We start from the raw sequence: 20,717 nt of genomic DNA on the forward strand, positions 1-20,717 counted from the left end.
GAACACCCGTTATGGACTTAAAGGACCTCTTCCTGACTCCGTTTTACCTGGCTCTATTTTATGGGCTGGCCTTCGCAGTGCGCAAGCGGTTCACGAACTCCCTGACGAAGAAATACTTCATCCCGGCGCTATCGGTTAAGTTTCTGGGTGCTATTTCATTGGGACTAATCTACCAATTTTATTACGGGGGCGGGGATACATTCAACTATTACCTCCACACCAAGATTATCTATCAGGCCTTCGGCGACTCTTTCGCAGCCGGTCTGAAAATCCTGACTACTAATGGTACCTACGAACCATCCATTGTAAGGTACACGGGGCAGATGTTCTGGTGGGAACCCGACTCCACTGAAATGTTCGTGGTAAAGATTGCTAGTCTATTGGGTCTTCTATGTTTCAATACTTATACCGTAATTGCTCTATTTTTTGCCTTCATAAGCTTCTGCGGGATGTGGGCTATGTATATAACATTTGTTAGAATATACCCCCTGGCCTATAAGAATTTAGCTATTGCTGTTTTGTTTCTGCCTTCAGTGTTTTTCTGGGGCTCAGGTCTGATGAAAGACGCACTCTGTATAGGGGCGCTAGGCTGGGTTTTTTACGGCTTTTATCACGTTTTCATCGTGAAGAAAAGCCTCTTATTGGCTTCTCTGCTTGGATCACTAGGGGCTTATATTGTCATATCAGCTAAAATATATATATTACTTTCCTTTACCCCTCCCGCTCTATTTTGGATCTTTAACGAGAACAATGCTCGTATTAAATCTGCAACTGCTCGGTTACTACTTAAGCCATTTTTTCTGGTGGCAGGAGCCGCTATAGCATACGTCGCCGCCACAAATCTAACGGCCGGTGACAAGCGATTTGACGTTGAAAAAATTGGCGAACGCAGCAAAATAACTCAGGAGTATCTTAGCGAATATGTAACTAGTGGTTCAGCCTATAATATTGGTGAGCTAGATGGCACATTGGGCTCTATCGTTAAAGTAGCCCCCCAAGCCGTCATCGTTGCACTATTCCGCCCCTTTCTTTTTGAAGCACGTAATCCGGTTATGCTGCTCTCAGCATTAGAGGCTACGTTCTTTCTGTACCTCACGCTCAGTTTGATATATAAAACAGGTTTTTTTATGTCTTTGAAACTTATAGCTTCTGAGCCTATTTTAACTTTCTGCTTTATATTCTCCATCATCATGGCAATCGGGGTGGGCACCACGAGCGGTAATTTTGGCACCTTAGTACGTTATAAAATTCCGCTCATGCCCTTCTTTCTCTCCGCCTTATTTATCATGCAAAACAAGGCACAAGGTGCCCGCCGTAGAATTAAAAAAGCGCCCCTGATTGCTCAGGGGCGCACTTCTCCACAAGCTGCGTAGGATGTTGCATTAGCAGACCCCAAAGCGGCGTCGAATGCGTATATATTCAGCCAGAGTGGGATGCGACCAGAGCCGTGATTTACCTTCGGGTGCGGGTTTTAGTTGCAGTATGCCTTGCAGCGCGTCGCGTACTGCCTGTTTTAGTAGCGGTAATCCGGCCACTAGCTGGAGGAGTGGGTAGGTTACGAAGTTGTCGTTCGCCGTTGGCTGGATCAAAGCTTGGGCAATGATTGCCCCCGTATCAATGCCTGGATCGACTAAATGAACCGACACTCCGCAGTGGCTTGGATCACTGTTCGCTAAAGCCCAGTAACCACCGTGTACCCCCCTGTACAAGGGTGTAATCCCGGCGTGGGTGTTAATGAATTTTGCCCCCACACTTGTTAACACCTGCTGGGAAATAATCCGCGTGCCATTCACCACAATAACTGCCGGATTTAACTCCTGTAGTTGGGCTATGCACGCCGCTGAGTTCACCGATTCCACCCGAATAACTCGTTCTTCGGGTAAAGGTTGGTTATCGAGATTTGCCTCCCTCCTGATTTGAAGCAGCCGCTGCCGTGAACGACGACTCAACGGTCCGGCAATTAATAGTTTAAATAGGATTTGACCCGCTACGGTGCCATAACCCAGCTTTTTGCTCCGGCGCTTTAGCAGCATTTGTTGGCTAACTGGGGTTTCAACGATAATGTGTGCTATGCCGAACTCGGCATCCAAGGCATGAAAAAGAATATTGGTAGATTCGCCTGGTCCAGCGAGAATAATAACTTTCCGGTTGTTTTCGGCAGTGGGACTCATACGGTGGTCGTGCTGGTGGTTTGCTGTTGAAGCTCGGTAGCCAAGTCAGCCATGGTCTGGCTCTGCAGCCCAAAACGGGTGTTGAGGTAGCGGTAATGCTCCGCAATACGGCGGAGCACTGTCATATTTTCCGTCAAATTTGCTCCGAAGTTATGCGGGTGCCACCACAAATGGAAGACCTGCCCGTGTCGGGCAGCATATTCCATTCCGCGTAGAATCCGGCGCAGACGCAGTTTTTCCAGAGTCCGCAGTTTACCAGACCAAGGGCGTAAAAAGCGGCTGGCTGGAATATTATAAGGAAACTGCTGGGCAATATCGGCCAGGGTGTGGCAGTTAGGGCCCGATAAATCAAGGTATGCGTCCAGCAGCCGGACCCCGCGCTTGTAGAGGCTTTGCTGCTCTTCACTACGTTCCCGGTAAATCCAGGATTTCTCATTTCCCCGGTAGCTACTTATTCCTTGTGCTTCACAAATGGCCACGTACTGCGCGTTGTATTGATTGCGCGGAAATACCAAGCTGCGGAGCGTAATGTCCTGCTCGTGCGCAACCGCTGTAGCTGCTGCTAAGTCGGCCGCGAACGACTCGGCCGTCTGCCCGCGCTCCAAGCAGTAATAATGGCAGAAAGTGTGCGTGGCTACTTCCTGTCCGGGAGTGGCCCGGATTTGCGCCAATAGGCTATGGCCGAAATGGTATGGATCGGAAGCTTCATCATCCCCAATCTGATCCACCGCCGAGTAAGGCGATAAGTTGGGGTCAACATATTGCGGCCGGATATTAGGCAGATTAGCCAGTAACTGCTGTTTATTTTCAAAAAAGAGTAGCCCTACCGTAGCCCAGGTGGCCCGGAGGCCAAATTCGGTGAACAGCGCTAAGGTGGCGGGAATGGCCTGCCGGACGCCCAACAGATTGGGGCCATATACTGCCAGAGTTTGCTGGTCACGTACGCCCCAGTTAAGCTCAAAGTCCAGGGATATTATAAAATGGCCCTGTGACGGCGTTTGCTCGGTCTGTTGGTTCATTATACTTTGCTAATTAGTTGAATAAAGACAGGAAGTTTGCCCGATTCGACCGCACTGAGTAGTGCTCTTCAATAGTCTGGCGGGCCGCCTTTCCCTGCCGGGCACATAAGTCTTTGTCCGTGAGCAAAGCCACCAGGGCAGCATACCATTGCCCGCTTGTGGCGCATACGAAACCGTTATAGCCGTCCTGCACCACTTCAGTGTTCATACCTACCGGCGAAACCAGTGCCGGCATGCCCAGAGACATGTATTGCAAGGCTTTGAACGCACACTTACCCCGCGCCCAAGGGTCGTCCACGAGTGGCATCAGGCCAATATGAAACTGACTTAGATCCGCAATTTCAGTTTCCTTACGCCACGGTAGGTAACGCAGGTTTTGTAGTTGCTGCGGTGGTGGGGGCGCATTGGAGATAATCCGAAACTCGAAGTCGTGGCCCTCCTGCTGCAATTGCTCCAACACTGGCCATACCAAGTCGAGGTGACGCAAGGTGGTATGGGTGCCAGTCCATCCAATGACTGATCGGCCCGGCGCGTACTGGTCACGTACTTGATTGTGCAACAACTCAGTGTCCAAAGTGGTCGGATTGATGACTGCGCGGGCATTAAACTGACCAGCATAGTCGCGCAGGTAAGCATTACCGCAACTAACTTTCTCGGCCCAACCACAAATATGTCCTACCTTCTGTTGCCATTTCAACCGGCTAATCAAGGTTGATCGGCTGGCGGGATCTTGCATCCAGATGGCGTCATCGAAGTCGTAGATGATTTTCTTCCGCCACACCTTTGCCAGCAACCACTCGAATAATGGCGGCCCGATTGGCGAAGCCTCCCGGTGAATGAATACGTAATCATACTTATGAACCTTCAGCAACTGGGCGGCCCGGCTAGCAAAGCCGCTAACGATGCCCAATACCTTGCGCAGCTGGTGACCTGGTAGGTACAGAATTCGCCAGGTAGCTTCCGAAATAAAAGGTGCAATCTGGTACTGATAGCCGGCCTCGTCGAGGGCCCCGAAATATTGCTCAAACCGAAACCGTTGTGAGGGAGCCTTGCCGGTAGGATAGGGTACCATAAATAAAATCTTCATACGCACTAACAAAATACTGGCGGGGGCTGGCAGCAAAGTTGGAGCCATATCAAGGCCAAAGATACGGCGACTGGCTGGCACGTCGGCAACCTCCCAGGCAGGTTTCCCAATACCGTGGCCCTTCTCCGCTTTGGCCCATTACCTTTGGGCCTATTGCCCCGCCGCTATCGGCAAGCTCTTTAATCCGGCTCCCATGCTACCCGCGCCCCTGCCGCCCGATTTCATTCCCTTCAACCGCCCCCACCTAGCCGGCCCCGAGCTGGACTACATCCGGCAGGCCGTGGCGGCGGGCAAGCTCTCAGGAAACGGGGAATTTACGCGGCGCTGCCAGCAGTTTTTCGAGCAGCAGTACGGCATCAACAAGGCACTGCTGACTACCAGCGGCACCGCTGCGCTGGAAATGGCCGCGCTGCTGCTCGATATTCAGCCGGGCGACGAGGTTATCGTGCCCAGCTACACGTTCACCTCCACGGCCAACGCCTTCGTGCTGCGCGGGGCCCGCATCATCTTTGTCGACAGCCACCCCGAGCATCCTAACCTCGACGTCGCCCAGCTCGAACTGCTGATTACGGCCCGCACCCGGGCCATGGTAGTGGTGCACTACGGCGGCCATCCCCCCGCCGATCTGCCGGCCCTGTTGGCCCTGGCCGAGCGCTACAATTTATGGGTGGTGGAAGACGCGGCCCAGGCCATTGAGGCCCGCTACCACGACCGGCCACTGGGCACGTTTGGCCACCTCGCCGCTTTTTCCTTCCACGAAACCAAGAACCTGAGTGCCGGGGAAGGGGGCTTGCTGGCGGTCAACGACCCGCGTCTGGCCGAGCGGGCCGAAATCATCTGGGAGAAAGGCACCAACCGCGCCGCCTTCGCCCGGGGCGAGGCCGCCCGCTACGAATGGGTGGACATCGGCTCGTCTTTTTTGCCCTCCGAGCTGAACGCCGCCTATCTATGGGCCCAGTTGGAAGCCCGCGCAACCATTCAGCGGCGACGGCAGCAGCAATGGCAATTCTACGCCACCGCCCTGGCCCCATTGGCTGCTGCCGGGACGTTGCGGCTCTTGCCCGCCATACCCGACGCGCAACCCAACTGGCACCTGTTCGCCCTGCTCTGCCGCTCCGAAGCCGAGCGCGATGCACTGCTGGCTCATCTCCGGCAGCGGCACATCCTGGCTGTGTTCCATTACCTGCCCCTGCACCGCAGCCCCTATTACGCGCCCCGCCACGACGGCCGCCCCCTCCCCCACGCCGACCGTTTCAGCCGCACGCTACTGCGCCTACCGCTCTATCACGAGTTACAGCCCGAGCAGCAGCAACGGATTGTGGGGGCGGTTAAGGGATTTTACAGCATGAATACCTAACCCAAGTTTTAGCCTGTAGCATTAAAAGCTAAACCCAGCTTCCCTCCTCAGATGAGCAGGAAAGCTGGTTTTGGCTCTCGAAGCTGTTCAGAACGTCATGCTGAGCCTGTTGAAGCATCTCTACCGCTTTGTAACAGTAATTCAACGAAGCAGTAGAGATGCTTCGACAGGCTCAGCATGACGTTCTATTTGGTTTTGGATGCTTTCTGAACAGCTTCCTTATCATGCCGTCTGCGACTTGGGTTAATTATAGCCCGCGCCCTTCTTCGCCTTTGCATCAGCCACGAATTCCTTGACCCGCTGCTCTTCGGTGCGCTTGCAAATCAGCAGTACGTTGTCGTACTCGGCTACAATGTAGCCTTCGAGCCCCTGCACCACCACCAACCGCTCGGTGGGCGTCTTAATCATGCAGTTGGTCGTGTCGTAGAGCAGCGTATCGCCATCCACCACGTTGCCCTGCGCATCCGGCTGGCCAATCCGGTGCAATGAGTCCCAGGTACCCAGGTCGCTCCAGCCAAATTCTGCCGGCATAACATATACATTATCGGCCTTTTCCATCACGCCGTAATCAATACTGATGTTGCGGCAGTGGGCGTAGGCGCGCGTAATGAAGTCGACCTCCCGCTCAGTCCCCAACTCCGCGGCCCCTTCCTCAAATACCTCGGCAATATCGCTCAGGTACTGCCCGAAGGCCCGGACAATTACCTCGGCCCGCCACACGAACAGGCCCGAGTTCCAGAGGAAATCCCCGCTGCGCACGAATTCCTGCGCCAGCTCCAGATTGGGCTTCTCAGTGAAAGTCTTCACCTTGCGCAGCTCCACCGGAATACCCGCCTCCTGCCCTTCCCGGTACTGAATGTAGCCGTAGCCCGTATCGGGGCGGGTAGGCTGCAGGCCGATAGTAATAAGAATATCCTGCGTCCGGGCCGCGTCCACTGCCTGGCTCACCACGCGCCGGAATTCATCCACCCGCACCACTGCGTGGTCGGCCGGCGACACGATAATAACGGCCTGCGGATCCTGGCGGGCAATGCGGTAGCTGGCGTAGGCAATGCAGGGAGCCGTGTTGCGGCCGATGGGCTCGCCCAGAATCTGGTCAGCCGGCATCTCGGGCAGGTGCTGCTGCACCAGCTCGGTATAGTCGCGGTTCGTGACTACAAACACGTTTTCAGCCGGGCAGATGCCCGCGAAACGGTCTACCGTCATCTGGAGCATCGACCGGCCCACGCCCAGCACATCGTGGAACTGCTTCGGATGGTTGGTCCGGCTGAAAGGCCAGAACCGGCTGCCAATGCCGCCCGCCATCACGACGAGGTAGGTGTGTTGATTCATCTTGAAATTAATTGTTGTCTAAATTTTGAAGCTGTTCAGGAAGCGCCAGGAATCAATTAGGATGTCATGCTTCGACTTCGCGGACGCCAGATGAAGCATGACGTCCTGTTGACTTTCTAAACAGCTTCTTTATCAGTGGGCCACATCAGTTGGCATCGTCGCCGATATTCGCCATTAACTATGCCAGGCCTTCAGCGCGGTTGAAATTTCCGGCAACTAAGCCGGCAGAAGCCCACCAAAAAAGTTCTCATATGCCTGCTCCGCCCGCTGAATTGAGCGGTGCCGGGCCGCCAGCCCTATTATCAGCTGCCGGTAGTTGGGTTGCTCCACAATAGCCGCGATGCGTTGAATAGCCGCTGGTACCGATTCGGGCTGGACCAGCGTGAAAATGGCTCCTCCTCCCTCCCGCTCGATAATATCACTGTCGTCGCCCACGCCGGCCGTTAGTAGCACTGGCAAACCACTGGCCCAGTACTCCCCCACCTTTATCGGGGAGCAGAACCGCCGGCAAGCGGCCGGCCGGATGGGCGCAAAAGCAAAGTCGGCGGCGGCCAGATAGGCCGGTACTTCTGCGTGCGGGGCTTTGGTTACGAAGCTATGGTTGTCTCCCAACCCCACGGCGGCCAGTTTAGCGCGCACTTCAGCCGCCGGATCGGGTGTCAGCACGATCAATCGGAATCGGGGCCCAAAGTGCGCGGCAGCAGCTTTAAATAAGTCGAAGGCTTCTTCATCGTAGTAGATGTCGCCGAACTTACCCACATAGATGCCCACCAGTGCATCCACCGCGAAGCCCAGCTGCTGGCGGACCTGGCTACGCCGCGCCGGATCGGGCGCGAAAGCCGACAGGCTCACGGAACAGGGCACCGTTATAATCTGCGTAGCGGGCACTCCTTCCGCAATTAGCTGGTCGCGGTAGTTCTCGGCCACCGGCATCAGGCCCCGCGCCAACTGCTTCTGCTTCTGCTCCCAGTGCCGCTGAAACAGGTAGCGCGGGTCGTAGCGCCGCCACACGCCCGACTCCAACATGTAGTCGGCGTGCGGCTCGAAAGATTCGACGTAGAAGGGGGTCTTCGTCTTTTTCCACACCAGGTAGGCCAAGGCCCCGGCCGGTGCTCCCCGGGCCAGAATGAAATCAGGCTTGAATTCGGCTACCTGATTTATCAGCTCCTGGGGGAAGCGGGTGAAGTCCTCTATTTTATTGAGAATCACGTTGCGGCCGGGCCGGGAACGCAAGGGCTTGAAACTGATTTTGTCGGCCGCGAAGCCGGGCGCGAAAACAAGCTCTGCCTGCGCATCCGTCCCCCGCTCAATCGTAACCAGCCGCACCGCCGCCACATCGGGGCGCTGCTGCAAAATGCGCAGGTGTGGAAATACGGTGCTCGTGGTCAGGCCATCGTGCAGGCCCCAATAACCCAGAAATAAAATACGCATGCAATCAGCCAGTTGAAGCCGGGCAAGACTCTACCTCTTTAGTAGCCCGATAACTTTCACGCCTAACACACTACGCAGAAATAGCGCAACGGCCGCTTTGATTCCTATACCCGGTGCGGCCTGCCGGGCGAAACCCAGAGCCTGCCCCCGATGACCATCAGCGTAGGCGTGAATAGCACAAAGGTAATAGACCCGACCTAGCAACCGTTGCCTTTGCTCATCAGTTAATGTGAGATGCTGTTCCATCCAGCCAGCCGCTAGCTCCAAACGCTGGATCAGACCTTGGTTGTCCGAGCGCATGGAGCGTTGGTCGTGGTCATTCATGGTCAGCGTTACAGCGTCCACGAGTTGCACTGCGGCACCATGCTGCGTGTTCTCCAGCAGAAATAGCCAGTCCTCCACGGCCGCGTAGCGACGGTCTTCCTCGAAGAGACGTAATGCCGGATTCTGACGGCGCACGCACACATTGCACGCCAAGGAGTTCCCTCCCAAAAAGCTTTCGAACCCTAACGGGCCCGCCGGCAACATGGCCAGGTCGGAGGGCCGACGCTGCCCGTCGCGGTCGAAGTCGTACTTGGTCGCAATAAAGTCGGGTTGGGTGGCCGCCGCAGTTATAGCAGCGTGCAGGGTAGCTAAGTGGTTGGGGTGGAATAAGTCGTCGGAGTCTAAAAAAATCACGTACTCGCCGCGGGCGCGGGCCAGGCCGTAATTGCGGGCCGCACCCCGTTCGGCATTTTCTTTGGGCAGATAGTGAAAGCGGGCATCCGCCAGAAATGGCCGCACCACTTCAGTCGTATCATCCTTGCTGCCGTCGTCCACAACCAGCACCTCCCAGGCCTCGAATGTCTGCGCCTGCACCGTATCAAGGGTGCGGGCAATGAAACCGGCGCGGTTATACGTGGGGATAACGATGGAGAAGAAGGGGGCAGTCGGACTTATCATCCTGTAAATGTATAGCTATGCCGGATAGCCAGCCACCGCAAAGGGTGAGTGCCACAGGGTGTTTACACCAGCGAGCTAAATAAGCGGGAGTAGGCCGCGAGCATTATGCACCGCTTTCGATGCGGACGAAGCGCTTTTTCAGGGTTAGGAAGGACTTTTCCAGGAACTTGTAGGAGGCTGCCGACAGCCTCACGGCCACTAGACACGTAGCGGCGTGGTGGGCCGGGTCTGAAGCAGGCAGCACCTTGCTCACCACCACGATGGCGATGATACCTGAGTGATTAAATTAATTTCACGTAGTATCCTCTGCTACTTGCTGCGCAGCTTTTTATGAATAGGAGATTCAATGTATTTATACAGGGCAATGGAAGCCAGCGTGTAAGCAACAAGTCTTACCCAGCTATTCGCTGAGACATAATTCACAAATAAGGTATCGAAGATGCCAAGATGGATGAGGTAAAATATGTAAGAGCTTTTGCCTAGCAAGTCAAACAACTTCGTTTCGAGCAAGCGCCGAAACGCCGACTGCTCTGTAAGCAAGCCGTAGAAAAGCAGACAAACCAGCCCCGGTAAAACAAAGTTGTTGGCGAAAATTTGAGTGTAAGACCAGCTTTCAGGATTGAGTAAAGGTGCCAAGCCCTGTTGCATGGCAATGATGGCGGTAAAAACTAAGATTCCAACTCCGCCCAACACAGTGTAATAAGTATTCTTCGCCTGATAGCCGGTCTGTTTTTGCAGCCATAATGCCAGGGCCATACCGAAAACAAATTCCGCGCAACGGCCGAAATACGTGAACATGAACATGAAGTGTAAATCCTTCATTGGCGCGTAGGGCAGCCGCAACCGTCCACACAGCCAGACTAAGCCGACCCCTAGAAACAGCGCCAGCAGGGGGTACAGGGCCAGCTTCCATAATCTACCTTGACGCAGGCTGAGCAGGATAAAGGGTGCGCTTATGTAAAAGCATTCCTCTACCGTGAGCGACCAAGCTGTGGGTAAGCCCAGAAGATGAATATCATAGAAGAAGGCCCGCGTCAGCGTTAGATTAAAAAATATAGCCCCCGCTTTGTGGATGGAAGTGTAGTAGGCAGGCCAGGCATAAAAAGCACTTGTCGGCCACTTCGTGAATAGTATAAAAGAGGCAACCGTCAACAAAAAGAATATGGGATATATTCTGGCGAAGCGGTTCTGTAGGTAGCGCTTGGCCCAGCTCCATCTCGGCTCAATGCGATGAGCGTAGCGCGTGGTAATTAAAAAGCCACTCAGCACAAAAAACACCCCTACTCCTATGTGCCACTGCCTTGCTTCTACTATCAGCCAGTTGACCGCTGAATCATTACCAAGAGTCGCTGCTTGGGCAACATGGAAGAAGAATACCATGTAAGCCGCAACGGCCCGTATGCCGGTTAGCGAAGGAAAATAAAGCGGCTTGTTGCGTTGTTGCGTTGTTGCGTTGTTGCGTTGTTGCGTTCCGATACGCCTGTGACTGTCGGTTGTTTCTTTATCACTTTTAGCAAAGTATGTTAGATCAGGCAATTCATTGAAACCTGATGAAATCAGCCGTCCTACTCGCGCAAGCTGGTCTATTTACCTGTCGATGCACAAGCCTACCACTGTACATTCCGGCGAATCACTTTAGCCGGGTTACCGGCCAACAGCAGGTTTTCCTCGGTAAATATACCTTTCACCACCGAATTGCTGGCCACCACGCAGCCATCGGGAATCACCGTGCCCTTGTATACGCACACCCGGTTACCAATCCAGACGTGGTTCCCGATTACGATTTCGGGGGTTTCTACGGGGCGTTGTCCTTCGTAGGTGAGTGCGTGGAAGTCCTCGTCCAAGAATTGACATTCCCAGGAAATGGCGCAATACTCCCCGATGCGTAGGCCGTGCTTGATGATAAGCTGCGTTCGGGGATTAATATAGGTCTGCTGGCCGATTTCAACGACAGCCTGTGGGCCAACGTCAATCAGGCAGCCCTGGGCCAGCGCCACGTTGCCATGCAGGCGCAGCTTGCCCATTATATCCAGCACCGTGGGCTGGTCTCCATCAATAGGCCCGCAACTGAGCACCATATTCAGAAACCCTCGGGATGTGTCGATATTACGGAGCCCCCGAATACGGGCACTCCATGGGGAAATAATACCAACCTCGTAATAAGTCTTGCGCCAGACGTGCAAAAGTAGCGCGGGTAGAAATGGCGTGTTATTGGTGAGGCAGGTTTGACGAAAACCTCGTATGGAGCTTAGTAGACCAGTAAACCGGTGGGAAAATCGAGTCATTTGACACGCCGCCTAGACAGGGGGTGTGAACCTGCAGCCCAGGTCTAACGTCAAAGTCTCAAATAAATTATATTCAGATTAAATGCTTGCTAACCGATAATCCATTCAAATCCTATCCTGGTAGCCTTTAATATAATGAGCGTAACACCCACAATGGCAATGGTGCGCAGTGCAATGCGCCACACCGGCAGCCGCAGCATGGCGAGCACCTGCAAGTCGATGAGAAAGGTAGCCAGCAGGCTGCTCAAGCCGAACAGTAGCAGGGCCAGATTGAGATTTTTGAACCACAGGCCAATACCCAGGCCCAGGCCGCGCGCTACCAACAGAAACACATTGCTCCACAGAATGTAGCGCTGCTTGTTGAGCACTGTGTAGATGGGCGAGGTAGCCTGCGACATGAGCTTGAACACATAATAGTAGCCCAGATAGCCCGTGTACACGCCCGCCATCTCCCACTGCGTTCCAAACACCAGCTTGAACAGGATGTCACCATAAATAGTGATAACGCCAAACGGCACCAGCCCCAGGTATAGCAGCTTATAGTACAGGCTGAGCGTAAGGCCGGGCAGACGCTCCGGCTCATTGTTCTGGGTTTCGGTGGCCTTCTGCCAGAACACCGGCAAAATGGCATTGCCAATCAGGTTGATAGGAATTTCCAGCAGACTCACCGAGAAGGAGTAAAGACCCACAGGCGTGGAGCCGAACCCAGAGCTAAGCGCATAAATGGGCAGCTGCGTGGACAGCACATTGATGAAGCTGGCCGGCAAAAAGTAGAACGGAAACTCCCGGTATTCCACGGCAACGGCCCGGATTCTGGCCCAGGAAAATGTGCGCCATAGCATGTCAAACGAGTGACGGATGCTGCCCGAAGCCAAGCTCACGGTGCTAGTGAGACGATTAATGAACTCGCCTAGTAGCAGGCCCGCCACGCTTCCGCCAGCCCACCAGCCATAGCCGATGGTGGCCCCGCGCCCCACCAGGGCCGTGGTTACCTCCACACTGGAACGCTTCAAAAACTGTTTTTCGCGCATATACCAGCCGCTCATGATGCTGTTGAGATTGAACAGCAGCAACACCACCGGCAGAGTATAGAACAGATTGCCCAGGGCCTCCACTTTGAAGTAATGCAGCACGCTGCTTCCCCCAATGGCCAGGCCGCCGGCCAGTAACAGGCAAGTGGCAATGGTGAGCGCCACGGTGAGCTGCACCAGCGAGAAGAATTTCTCCTCTGCTTTAGGCAGCAGAAACGCGGCCGTGTAGGTAAGCGTGGTGACCATACTCAGGTTGCTGGCCAAGGAGCCAAAAACAGCAAACTGCCCGTAGGCTGACGGCGGATAGATGCGCGACATCACCGGCGACAGTAGAAACCCGATGGCCGTGACGGCGGCCGAGCCCGATAGCGTAACGGCAAAATTCTGCGCGAATGAGCCTTTTTGCAGCAGCGGCTGCAAATTCTGTCGCACAAACTGCTTTATTCTTTGCTTCAAAATAAACGGATTAACAAAAAAGCCGCAGCCCGATGGTTAGCGGTCAGTGCACAAGGGCCGTATTACCTGCTCCACCAGCGCGGGGTCGGCGGTGATATCAGCGTAGTTGTGCTCCACTTCCAGTGGTGAGCCCAGCGTGGACGGTACCAGCGAATAGCTTACTCCGATGCTGTCGGCCATGGCCAGGTAGCTGGGGTTCACGTAGGTGTTGCTCATCATTTCGATGGCGTGGCTGCCCGGCGTCATGAACAGGATGTTGGTCATGTTGGCCCCGTGAATACCGATGAAGATGGCCGCTTCGTACATGGTGCGCACCTGCTCCACGAAGCTCATGTCCTCGAAGTAGATGGTTTCGAAACCGTAGCGTTCCAGCACGGCCACCACCTGGGCCTCGTTGGTGAGCTGCCGCCAGCCTTGGCGGCTGCGCGACACGTAGAGGCGGCGGGTGGCCCGGCGGGCGGGGTCGAGGTGCGGGGCCAGACTCGCCATGATGGCTTCGCGCACCTCGCGCACCAGCTCGGGCACCATGTAGCCGTGCCGGCCGGGCCGGGCCGCCACCCATAGGTCGGGCACCGTCACCAGCTCGCCCGGACTCACCACGTGGGTGCGCGTGAAGCCCAGGGCGCTTACCGTGCGGGTAATGTATTCGGGCGGCCGGGGGCCGGGCAGCAGCAGTACGCAGTTGGGCTGCACGCGCCGCAGCAGAGCCAGGCGGGGCAGCACTTCGGCAATCCAGTGGAAGTAGTTGCCCGACCAGCTGTCGAAGGCCAGCCCCACGGGGTTGGTTTGCAACAGCGGGATGGCGCGGCTTTTCAACTGGCGCAGCAGGAAGGTACCCGCAAACTCCATCTCCATCCGGGGCTGGGGCAGGCTGGGCAGAAACACCCGCAGGCCCTTGAGTGCCGTGCCGTGCCAAGCCACGCGGGCATCGCGCAGGCGGTACACCACCTGCCGGAAGTTCGGCCGAATCTCGGCGAAAATCTCGGCGAAGCCTTCCAGGAACACGGGCGGCACCATGTCGGCATTGGCTGGCAGGGGCTGGCGGGCCGCTACGGGTGCCGGGGCCACTTCCAGCTCTTCGGCCTGCGGGGGCTTGCTCAGCGTCCCGCCCACGGTGCCGAGCGTCCGGTCGACCAGTTTTTTGGTGCGTTGCCACAGCGTAGGGCGCGGTAGCGGTTTGGTGGCCATAGCGCAAACGGGTTGGTATTACCGAAACCGCCCGGCACGAGGGCCGGGCGGCGGCAATAGAAAGAGAAAGAACCGTTGGCTGCTACTGGTGCTGCTCGTGCTGCCACGACACCTTGTGGCCGCCCTTGAGCAGGTACGCCTCACGCTTGAACAGGTCCATATCGGCCTGCATCATATCTTTCACCAGCGCGGCCAGGTCGTACTTGGGCTCCCAGCCCAGTTTTTCCTTGCACTTGGTGGGGTCGCCAATGAGCAGTTCCACCTCGGTAGGACGGAAATACTCGGAGTCCACGCGGCACACCACCGTGCCAGCGGCCACCTGATACTCGGGGTTAGTGCAGGCTACCACGCGGCCCACTTCGGCCACGCCCTCGCCCTCAAAGGCCAGCTCCACGCCCACCTCGGCGAAGGCCAGGCGTACGAAGTCGCGCACGGTGGTGGTTACGCCGGTGGCAATCACAAAGTCCTCGGGCTCCTCCTGTTGCAGAATGCGCCACATGGCTTCCACATAGTCTTTGGCGTGGCCCCAGTCGCGCTTGGCATCCAGGTTGCCCAGGGCAATATCGTCGCGCATGCCCAGCACTATCTGGGCTACACCGCGGGTGATTTTGCGGGTCACGAAGGTTTCACCGCGCAGCGGGCTTTCGTGGTTGAACAGGATGCCGTTGCAGGCAAACATGCCGTAGGCTTCGCGGTAGTTCACCGTAATCCAGTAGCCGTAAAGCTTGGCCACCGCGTAGGGCGAGCGGGGGTAAAAGGGCGTGGTTTCGGACTGCGGCACCTGCTGCACCAGCCCGTATAACTCCGACGTGCTGGCCTGGTAAATCTTGGTTTTTTTGATGAGACCCAGCAAGCGTACCGCCTCCAGAATACGGAGCGTACCCACGCCATCCACGTCGGCCACGTACTCGGGCGAGTCGAAGCTCACCTTCACGTGCGACATGGCCCCGAGGTTGTATATCTCGTCGGGCTGCACCTCCTGAATGATACGAATCAGGTTCGTCGAGTCACTCAAATCACCGTAATGGTTCGTTAGGCGCGGGTTTTTACGGCCATGCTCATCATTGATAAGGTGGTCGATACGGTCGGTGTTGAAGAGCGACGAACGGCGCTTGATGCCGTGCACCATGTAGCCTTTTTCGAGCAAAAACTCGGCGAGGTAGGCACCGTCCTGGCCTGTGATGCCGGTAATGAGCGCAACTTTCATAAAAAGAAAAATAAAATGTTCAGCAAAAATTTCAGAAGAAAACCGTCAGGCAGCCCCTATTGGGGCATAACCTTGCTCACGGCTTGAGCTTTGTAAATGAATTCGGTTTTGCGCAGCTGGTTTTGCGCGGCCATGAAGTCGTCACACACTCGGAATACGGCTGCCAGATGATCTTCGCCGAGGCGGGGCTCGTAGCCGGTGGCAAATACTTCGGGGTTCTGGAACTGAGCCCAGCCCATGCGGTCGAAGAAAGCCCGCTTGACAGGCCGTAACGGTCTCTTGGTGGCTTCCATGGCATCGAGCAGCACCTGTACTGGGCCCCGGCGCTTGGATTGCACAAAGTAGTCGCGTACGCGGGTATATTCGGTTTCCCGGGCCTTTGGACTCATGCGGTTGAAGTTGCCATTGGGATTATCGACATGCATGCTGAGCAGCGCCGTACACCAAGCAATATTAGCTTTCACGGTGGAAATTCGGTAGGTATATTCCAGGTCTACAAACACAACTCCGGTGTAGAACAACCCCAATAGCGGCAGCGACGAGCGGCGAATGAGCAGAGGCAGGCCAATCATCCAAAAAGGCTCTTTATGCTCATACCACCGCATAAAATCTACGGCTGGGTCCTCTTTCACCCGCGCATAGGTCAAGTCTTCTTCCTGCGTGGTTGCATTGTAGCCCATCACGGCATCTATCTCCGGGTGCTCTTGCATAAAGTCTACGCAGGCCCGGATAGTGGGATAGTTGAAGGCATCGTCGTCGGTCACGTACTTCAGCATCTCGCCCTTAGCCATGAGCATGCACTTGTTGAAGCCGTGGGACTCCCCTTTGTCGCGCTCCGACACAAACTGCTGAATCTGCCCCGCTTCAAACAACTCCCGCAGGTACTCCGGCGTGCCATCCGTGCTACCACCGTCGGCCACCACAATTTCCTCATCGGCTAGCCGTGCCGCTACCAGCCGTCCCAACACCTGCCGCAAATACGGTAGCTTGTTGTAGGTGGTAACCAAGTAGGAAACGCGGTATTCAGACACGGAATAAAGCAGCAAAAAGTAAAGAAAATATGGGGCAATGTCCCACCGCTATTGGCCCAGCGCCTTGGTCAGCGTTTGGGATTTGTACAGAAACTCGGCCGGGTGTTCGGCATTGTAGCGGTCCATAAACTCATCGGCTACGCGGAAGGCAGCATCCAGCGGAGTTTCATCTGCCATTGGCGTATAGCCGGTTTCCAGTTGGGCATGCCCCTGGTACTGCGAAACTTTGAGCACGTCGAACAAAGCGCGTTTGATGGGCCTGATGGGCTTCTTCAGCGTTGCTACCCATCCCGATTTGTGCCGAACATAATCGGCAAAACTGTGACCAATGCGCTTGTCATAGAAGTAGCGCATGCGGTCAGCCTCGTCCTGGCTGGTTTTGCGGCCCATCACCCGGAAGTTGCTCTGAGGGTTTTCGATGCGTACGCTCAGCACCTGCGAACTCCAGGCCAGACTCACGTTCAGGCTGGTGATGCGATACGTAAATTCGGTATCAACCTGCACCACGCCGGTATTGAATAGCCCGGTGAGAGCCAGCGCGCTACGCCGGATGAGCATTGGCAGGCCAATCATCCACACCGCCTCCTTGTGGTTGAGCCAACGTTTAAAGTTTTCGGCAACATCCTCATATAGCGTTAGGTACCGGGGGTCTTCGAGCGCCAACAGACCTGTGTAGCCCATCATCACATCTACCTCGGGATGCTTCTGCATGAAACCAGCTGCCTCGCGGATGGCCGAATAGCAGAAGGCATCATCATCAGTTATGAGCTTAATGATGCCCCCCTTAGCCATGAGCATGCACTTGTTGAAGCCGTGGGACTCCCCTTTGTCGCGCTCCGACACAAACTGCTGAATCTGCCCCGCTTCAAACAACTCCCGCAGGTACTCCGGCGTGCCATCCGTGCTACCACCGTCGGCCACCACAATTTCCTCATCGGCTAGCCGGGCCGCTACCAGCCGTCCCAACACCTGCCGCAGGTACGGCAGTTTGTTGTAGGTGGTAACCACGTAGCTAATCGCGAAATCAGACATAATTTTTCAGGAGTTGAATGTTACTTTCATTGTAAGTCATGCTCCGGATTAGTAGCCCATGCGTTTCGCATATTCCAGCATTTTCTCACGGGGTCTTATTTTTACGGGCCGGGCAGGTACACCCATATAAATAGTCCAGGGCTCTGTATCCTTGGTAACCAGAGAGCAGGCACCGATTACACTGCCTTCACCGATGGTCACGTTGGGCATCACCACTACGTTGGTGCCGATGCCGGCGAAGCGACTGCACCGAATGATACCGAAGTCTACGGTATCCCGGTACTCATCGGGCGCGGTTACGCTCGTAAAGCCGTCGCCCATAAATCGGTCAGAGCCGCATATAAACCGGCTGCCGGCCGCAATGGTCACGAAATCTTCCACTACCAGCGTGCTCTGCGCCCCGCCAATAATAGTGAGGTAAGGCGACAGATGCACGTAGTCGCCGATTTCAGCGGCCGTAGTCAGGTACACGCCTGAATCAATGGCAACATGGCTGCCCACGCGCACCAGATGCGGCCGACGGATTTCCACATTGGCGCTGATAAATACATCCTCACCGCAACTTTGCAGCAAGTCCGTGTCGTACTGCGCCGAGCGCAACGGCTGAGAAGGAGCGTTGGCCATTAGTAAGGGAAAACCGATTCGTAATACTTCACCGTTTCGGCAATTCCGTCCTGAAAGTCGGTGAACTTGAACTCCGGGAATACCTCTCGGAACTTGGCGTCGTCCATCACCTTTTTCGGAGCTCCATCGGGCTTGCTGGTGTCCCAGGTCAGGCGACCCTGGTAGTCAAACTTATCCTGGATGATGCCGACCAGTTCCTTCACGCTCAAGCCGTCGTTCTGGGCCAGGTTGGTGGGCTGCTCCAGACCGGGGCGGTCGGGATTCTGCAATACGTCCCACACCAACCGCGCAAAGTCGGGCGCGTACAGCCACTCACGGATGGCCACACCGGTACCCCACACGGGAAGCTCCGGCTGCTGGGTATGCTCAGCCTTCACGAACTTAGAAATCAGCGCGTTCAGGGCGTGGGCCTTGTTCGGGTCGGTCGAGTCGTAGGGCCCATACATGTTGGGCGTGAGCAGGTGAATGCTCCGCACACCGTATTGCAGTTGGAAGCACTCGGCGGCAGCCCATAGCAGGCGGCGGCTGGTACCGTAGCTCAGCACCGAGCGGTGCAGGTGCCCGTCCCACCACTCGCTTTCACGGAAGATGTCGGCCGTGGCCGGATAGGCGCAGTTGGCAATCGGATTGATAACCAGCGCCTGCGGGCACTCCTGGGCCACCGCCTCGTACATGCCCAGCACCATGCGCGAGTTGTCGGCCACCACGGTGGCGGCCTGCTCGGTCACGTAGTTAAGGCTGCCTACGTGGGCAGCGCAGTTGATGATGTGCGTGGGCTGGTGCTCCCGCAAGAAAGCAGCCGTGGCGGCTGGGTCGCGTAGGTCGAGGCCCTGCGTGAGCGAAGTGCCTACAAATTCTACGTTGTGGCTGCGCAGCATATCGGCCACGTTGCGGCCGGCGAAGCCCGAGGCCCCGAACAATACAATCTTCATCGGTTGTTTTTAGTTGTCAGTTGCTCGTTGTCAGTTGCCAGTTGTCGGTTTTTAGTCAATAGAGTGAGCCCACTGACAACCGACAACTAAAAACTGACAACAAGCAGCCTACCAGCCCTGCCGGATAACGTCGACAATATAAGCGACTTGCTCACTCGTCAGATTGTCGTGCAGGGGGATATGAATTTGAGTTTCATCAAAGCGGCGCTGCTGGGTTAGTTCCATGCGCTTGCCACCGAAAAGCGTGTTGTGGTCAATACCGTCATGCACTACCGAAGCCGCCACCCCTTTCGCTTTCAGCGCCCGGATAAAGGCCAGCCGGTTCTCGATGTGGAAGCCGTAGAGCCAGTCGGCACTCTGCCGGTCATCTTTGCGCTCGAAATGGGTGAGGCCCGGCACACCTGTCAGGCCCTCATTATATTGCTGCACCAGTCCTCGACGGCGGGCCATGCGGTCGGCAAACCCCTCCAGGTTGGCCAGGCCCAAGGCGGCAGCATAGTCGCTGAGATGGTACTTGTAGCCTACGTCGGTCAGGTCGTATTCCCGCTCGCCTATCTCGTTCATGGGCGAATTGGCACGGTCGATACCAAACCAGCGGCGGCGAAATACCTCGCGGGCTTTCTCCGGGTCGCGGGTACACAGGGCACCGCCGTCGCCGGTCGTCAGGTGCTTGATGGCCTGAAAGCTAAAGCAGGTAAAGTCGGAGATGGAACCAATGGGCTGACCCTGGTAGGTAGCCCCCGGCGAGTGGGCCGCGTCCTCGATAACGACCAGGTTATGCTTGTCAGCAATGGCCTTAATCTCGGTCATATCACAGGGATAACCGCCCCAATGCACGGCCATGATTGCTTTGGTGCGCGGCGTAATGCGGTGCTCAATATCGGCCGGGTCGATGTTGCCGGTTTCGTACTGGATATCCGCAAATACCGGCTTGGCTCCAGCCTGCACAATAGTGATGGCGGAGGCAATAAAGGTCTGGGGAGAGAGAATTACCTCATCACCGGCTCCGACACCAGCTACCTCTAGGGCCAGATGCAAAGCACTGGTGCCGCTGTTGAGCGCAGCAGGGTGAGCCATGCCCAGCTCGGAAGCAAGGCGGCTCTCGAATTCCTTCACCAGCTTGCCTTCGCTCAGGAAAGTGCTGGCCAGTACGTCGCTCACGCGCTGCTGCGCCGAGGGATGAACAAAAGTAGTGAACAGCGGAATATAGCTGTTGCCGGAAGATGCAGGAGTATGAAGAGCCACAGGACAGCGGAAGCTATTGTAAATTTCAGGTAATACGCCGACAAAGGTAGCGGTTCAAAGTCAGATAGCCCTAACAAGTAGCACTATCGTACTTCCGCACATGCAAATCCGAAGCAATAATTCCAGCGAGTGAGTGACATATCCGCCCCTCACATTCCGGCTGTATTCAACGACTACTGAGAGAGCGAAGCGTCGTCTTAAGACCAAGAAGCTGTTTAGGAAGTGCCAGCAATCAGTTAGGACGTCATGCTGAGCTTGTCGAAGCATCTCTACCGCTTCGTTGTGGTCGTTTAACGAAGCGGTAGAGATGCTTCGACAAGCTCAGCATGACGTTCTAGTTGACTTCC

Annotated in this window: 18 protein-coding genes; 2 read left to right on the plus strand and 16 right to left on the minus strand. The window is 55.8% G+C overall.

The window, feature by feature from the left end; all coding sequences use genetic code 11:
- The first annotated feature begins 11 nt into the window (after positions 1–11).
- Entirely contained in the window at positions 12–1,373 is a 1,362-nt protein-coding gene (locus tag HW554_RS12880) for a hypothetical protein (protein WP_176908999.1), read from the plus strand.
- 9 nt (positions 1,374–1,382) lie between these two features.
- Here the strand turns inward: HW554_RS12880 and HW554_RS12885 are convergent, their stop codons facing one another.
- From HW554_RS12885 to HW554_RS12895, 3 genes are read right to left on the minus strand one after another with little or no spacing between them, the layout of a single operon-like run.
- A complete protein-coding gene (locus HW554_RS12885) occupies positions 1,383–2,171 on the minus strand; it encodes a formyl transferase (protein WP_176909000.1) in 789 nt (262 codons plus the stop codon).
- Positions 2,168–3,190, minus strand: a complete 1,023-nt coding sequence (locus HW554_RS12890; protein WP_176909001.1) for a polysaccharide deacetylase family protein — start codon at positions 3,188–3,190, stop codon at positions 2,168–2,170. The genes HW554_RS12885 and HW554_RS12890 overlap by 4 nt, the downstream gene beginning before the upstream one ends.
- A gap of 13 nt (positions 3,191–3,203) precedes the next feature.
- Positions 3,204–4,277, minus strand: coding sequence for a glycosyltransferase family 4 protein (locus HW554_RS12895; RefSeq protein WP_176909002.1), 1,074 nt, complete (start codon positions 4,275–4,277; stop codon positions 3,204–3,206).
- A 193-nt stretch (positions 4,278–4,470) separates the two neighbouring features.
- Between HW554_RS12895 and rffA the strand changes: the two genes are divergently transcribed.
- The gene (gene rffA / locus HW554_RS12900; protein WP_176909016.1) at positions 4,471–5,634 is read left to right on the plus strand and encodes a dTDP-4-amino-4,6-dideoxygalactose transaminase; all 1,164 of its coding nucleotides are present in this window, start codon (positions 4,471–4,473) and stop codon (positions 5,632–5,634) included.
- A gap of 243 nt (positions 5,635–5,877) precedes the next feature.
- On the opposite strand, the gene HW554_RS12905 is transcribed toward rffA, so the two are convergent.
- The 13 genes from HW554_RS12905 to HW554_RS12965 form a co-directional block, all read right to left on the minus strand.
- The gene (locus HW554_RS12905) at positions 5,878–6,966 is read right to left on the minus strand and encodes a mannose-1-phosphate guanylyltransferase (protein ID WP_176909003.1); all 1,089 of its coding nucleotides are present in this window, start codon (positions 6,964–6,966) and stop codon (positions 5,878–5,880) included.
- A 216-nt stretch (positions 6,967–7,182) separates the two neighbouring features.
- Positions 7,183–8,397 carry a glycosyltransferase gene (locus HW554_RS12910; RefSeq protein ID WP_176909004.1) on the minus strand — a complete coding sequence of 405 codons (1,215 nt, stop codon included), beginning with the start codon at positions 8,395–8,397 and terminating at the stop codon, positions 7,183–7,185.
- 30 nt (positions 8,398–8,427) lie between these two features.
- A complete protein-coding gene (locus HW554_RS12915) occupies positions 8,428–9,339 on the minus strand; it encodes a glycosyltransferase family 2 protein (protein ID WP_176909005.1) in 912 nt (303 codons plus the stop codon).
- Between the two features lie 309 nt (positions 9,340–9,648).
- Positions 9,649–10,875: an acyltransferase family protein gene (locus HW554_RS12920; protein ID WP_176909006.1), complete on the minus strand. Its 1,227-nt coding sequence runs from the start codon at positions 10,873–10,875 to the stop codon at positions 9,649–9,651.
- A gap of 71 nt (positions 10,876–10,946) precedes the next feature.
- Positions 10,947–11,417 carry an acyltransferase gene (locus tag HW554_RS12925; protein WP_176909007.1) on the minus strand — a complete coding sequence of 157 codons (471 nt, stop codon included), beginning with the start codon at positions 11,415–11,417 and terminating at the stop codon, positions 10,947–10,949.
- Positions 11,418–11,713: 296 nt separating this feature from the next.
- Positions 11,714–13,111 carry a lipopolysaccharide biosynthesis protein gene (locus HW554_RS12930; protein WP_176909008.1) on the minus strand — a complete coding sequence of 466 codons (1,398 nt, stop codon included), beginning with the start codon at positions 13,109–13,111 and terminating at the stop codon, positions 11,714–11,716.
- Positions 13,112–13,147: 36 nt separating this feature from the next.
- A complete protein-coding gene (locus HW554_RS12935; RefSeq protein WP_176909009.1) occupies positions 13,148–14,299 on the minus strand; it encodes a glycosyltransferase family 61 protein in 1,152 nt (383 codons plus the stop codon).
- Between the two features lie 82 nt (positions 14,300–14,381).
- A complete protein-coding gene (gene gmd, locus HW554_RS12940) occupies positions 14,382–15,506 on the minus strand; it encodes a GDP-mannose 4,6-dehydratase (RefSeq protein WP_176909010.1) in 1,125 nt (374 codons plus the stop codon).
- Positions 15,507–15,562: 56 nt separating this feature from the next.
- Positions 15,563–16,537, minus strand: coding sequence for a glycosyltransferase family 2 protein (locus HW554_RS12945; protein WP_176909011.1), 975 nt, complete (start codon positions 16,535–16,537; stop codon positions 15,563–15,565).
- Between the two features lie 48 nt (positions 16,538–16,585).
- Positions 16,586–17,569 (minus strand): glycosyltransferase, encoded by a 984-nt coding sequence (locus tag HW554_RS12950; RefSeq protein ID WP_176909012.1) that lies wholly within the window; start codon positions 17,567–17,569, stop codon positions 16,586–16,588.
- Positions 17,570–17,617: 48 nt separating this feature from the next.
- Complete coding sequence (locus HW554_RS12955; RefSeq protein WP_176909013.1) at positions 17,618–18,193, minus strand: acyltransferase; 576 nt, start codon at positions 18,191–18,193, stop codon at positions 17,618–17,620.
- Positions 18,193–19,125, minus strand: a complete 933-nt coding sequence (locus HW554_RS12960) for an NAD-dependent epimerase/dehydratase family protein (RefSeq protein WP_176909014.1) — start codon at positions 19,123–19,125, stop codon at positions 18,193–18,195. The genes HW554_RS12955 and HW554_RS12960 overlap by 1 nt, the downstream gene beginning before the upstream one ends.
- A gap of 108 nt (positions 19,126–19,233) precedes the next feature.
- Positions 19,234–20,370: a DegT/DnrJ/EryC1/StrS family aminotransferase gene (locus HW554_RS12965; RefSeq protein WP_176909015.1), complete on the minus strand. Its 1,137-nt coding sequence runs from the start codon at positions 20,368–20,370 to the stop codon at positions 19,234–19,236.
- Positions 20,371–20,717 lie beyond the last annotated feature (347 nt).

The sequence above is a fragment of the Hymenobacter lapidiphilus genome (assembly GCF_013377885.1).
GTDB lineage: Bacteria > Bacteroidota > Bacteroidia > Cytophagales > Hymenobacteraceae > Hymenobacter > Hymenobacter lapidiphilus.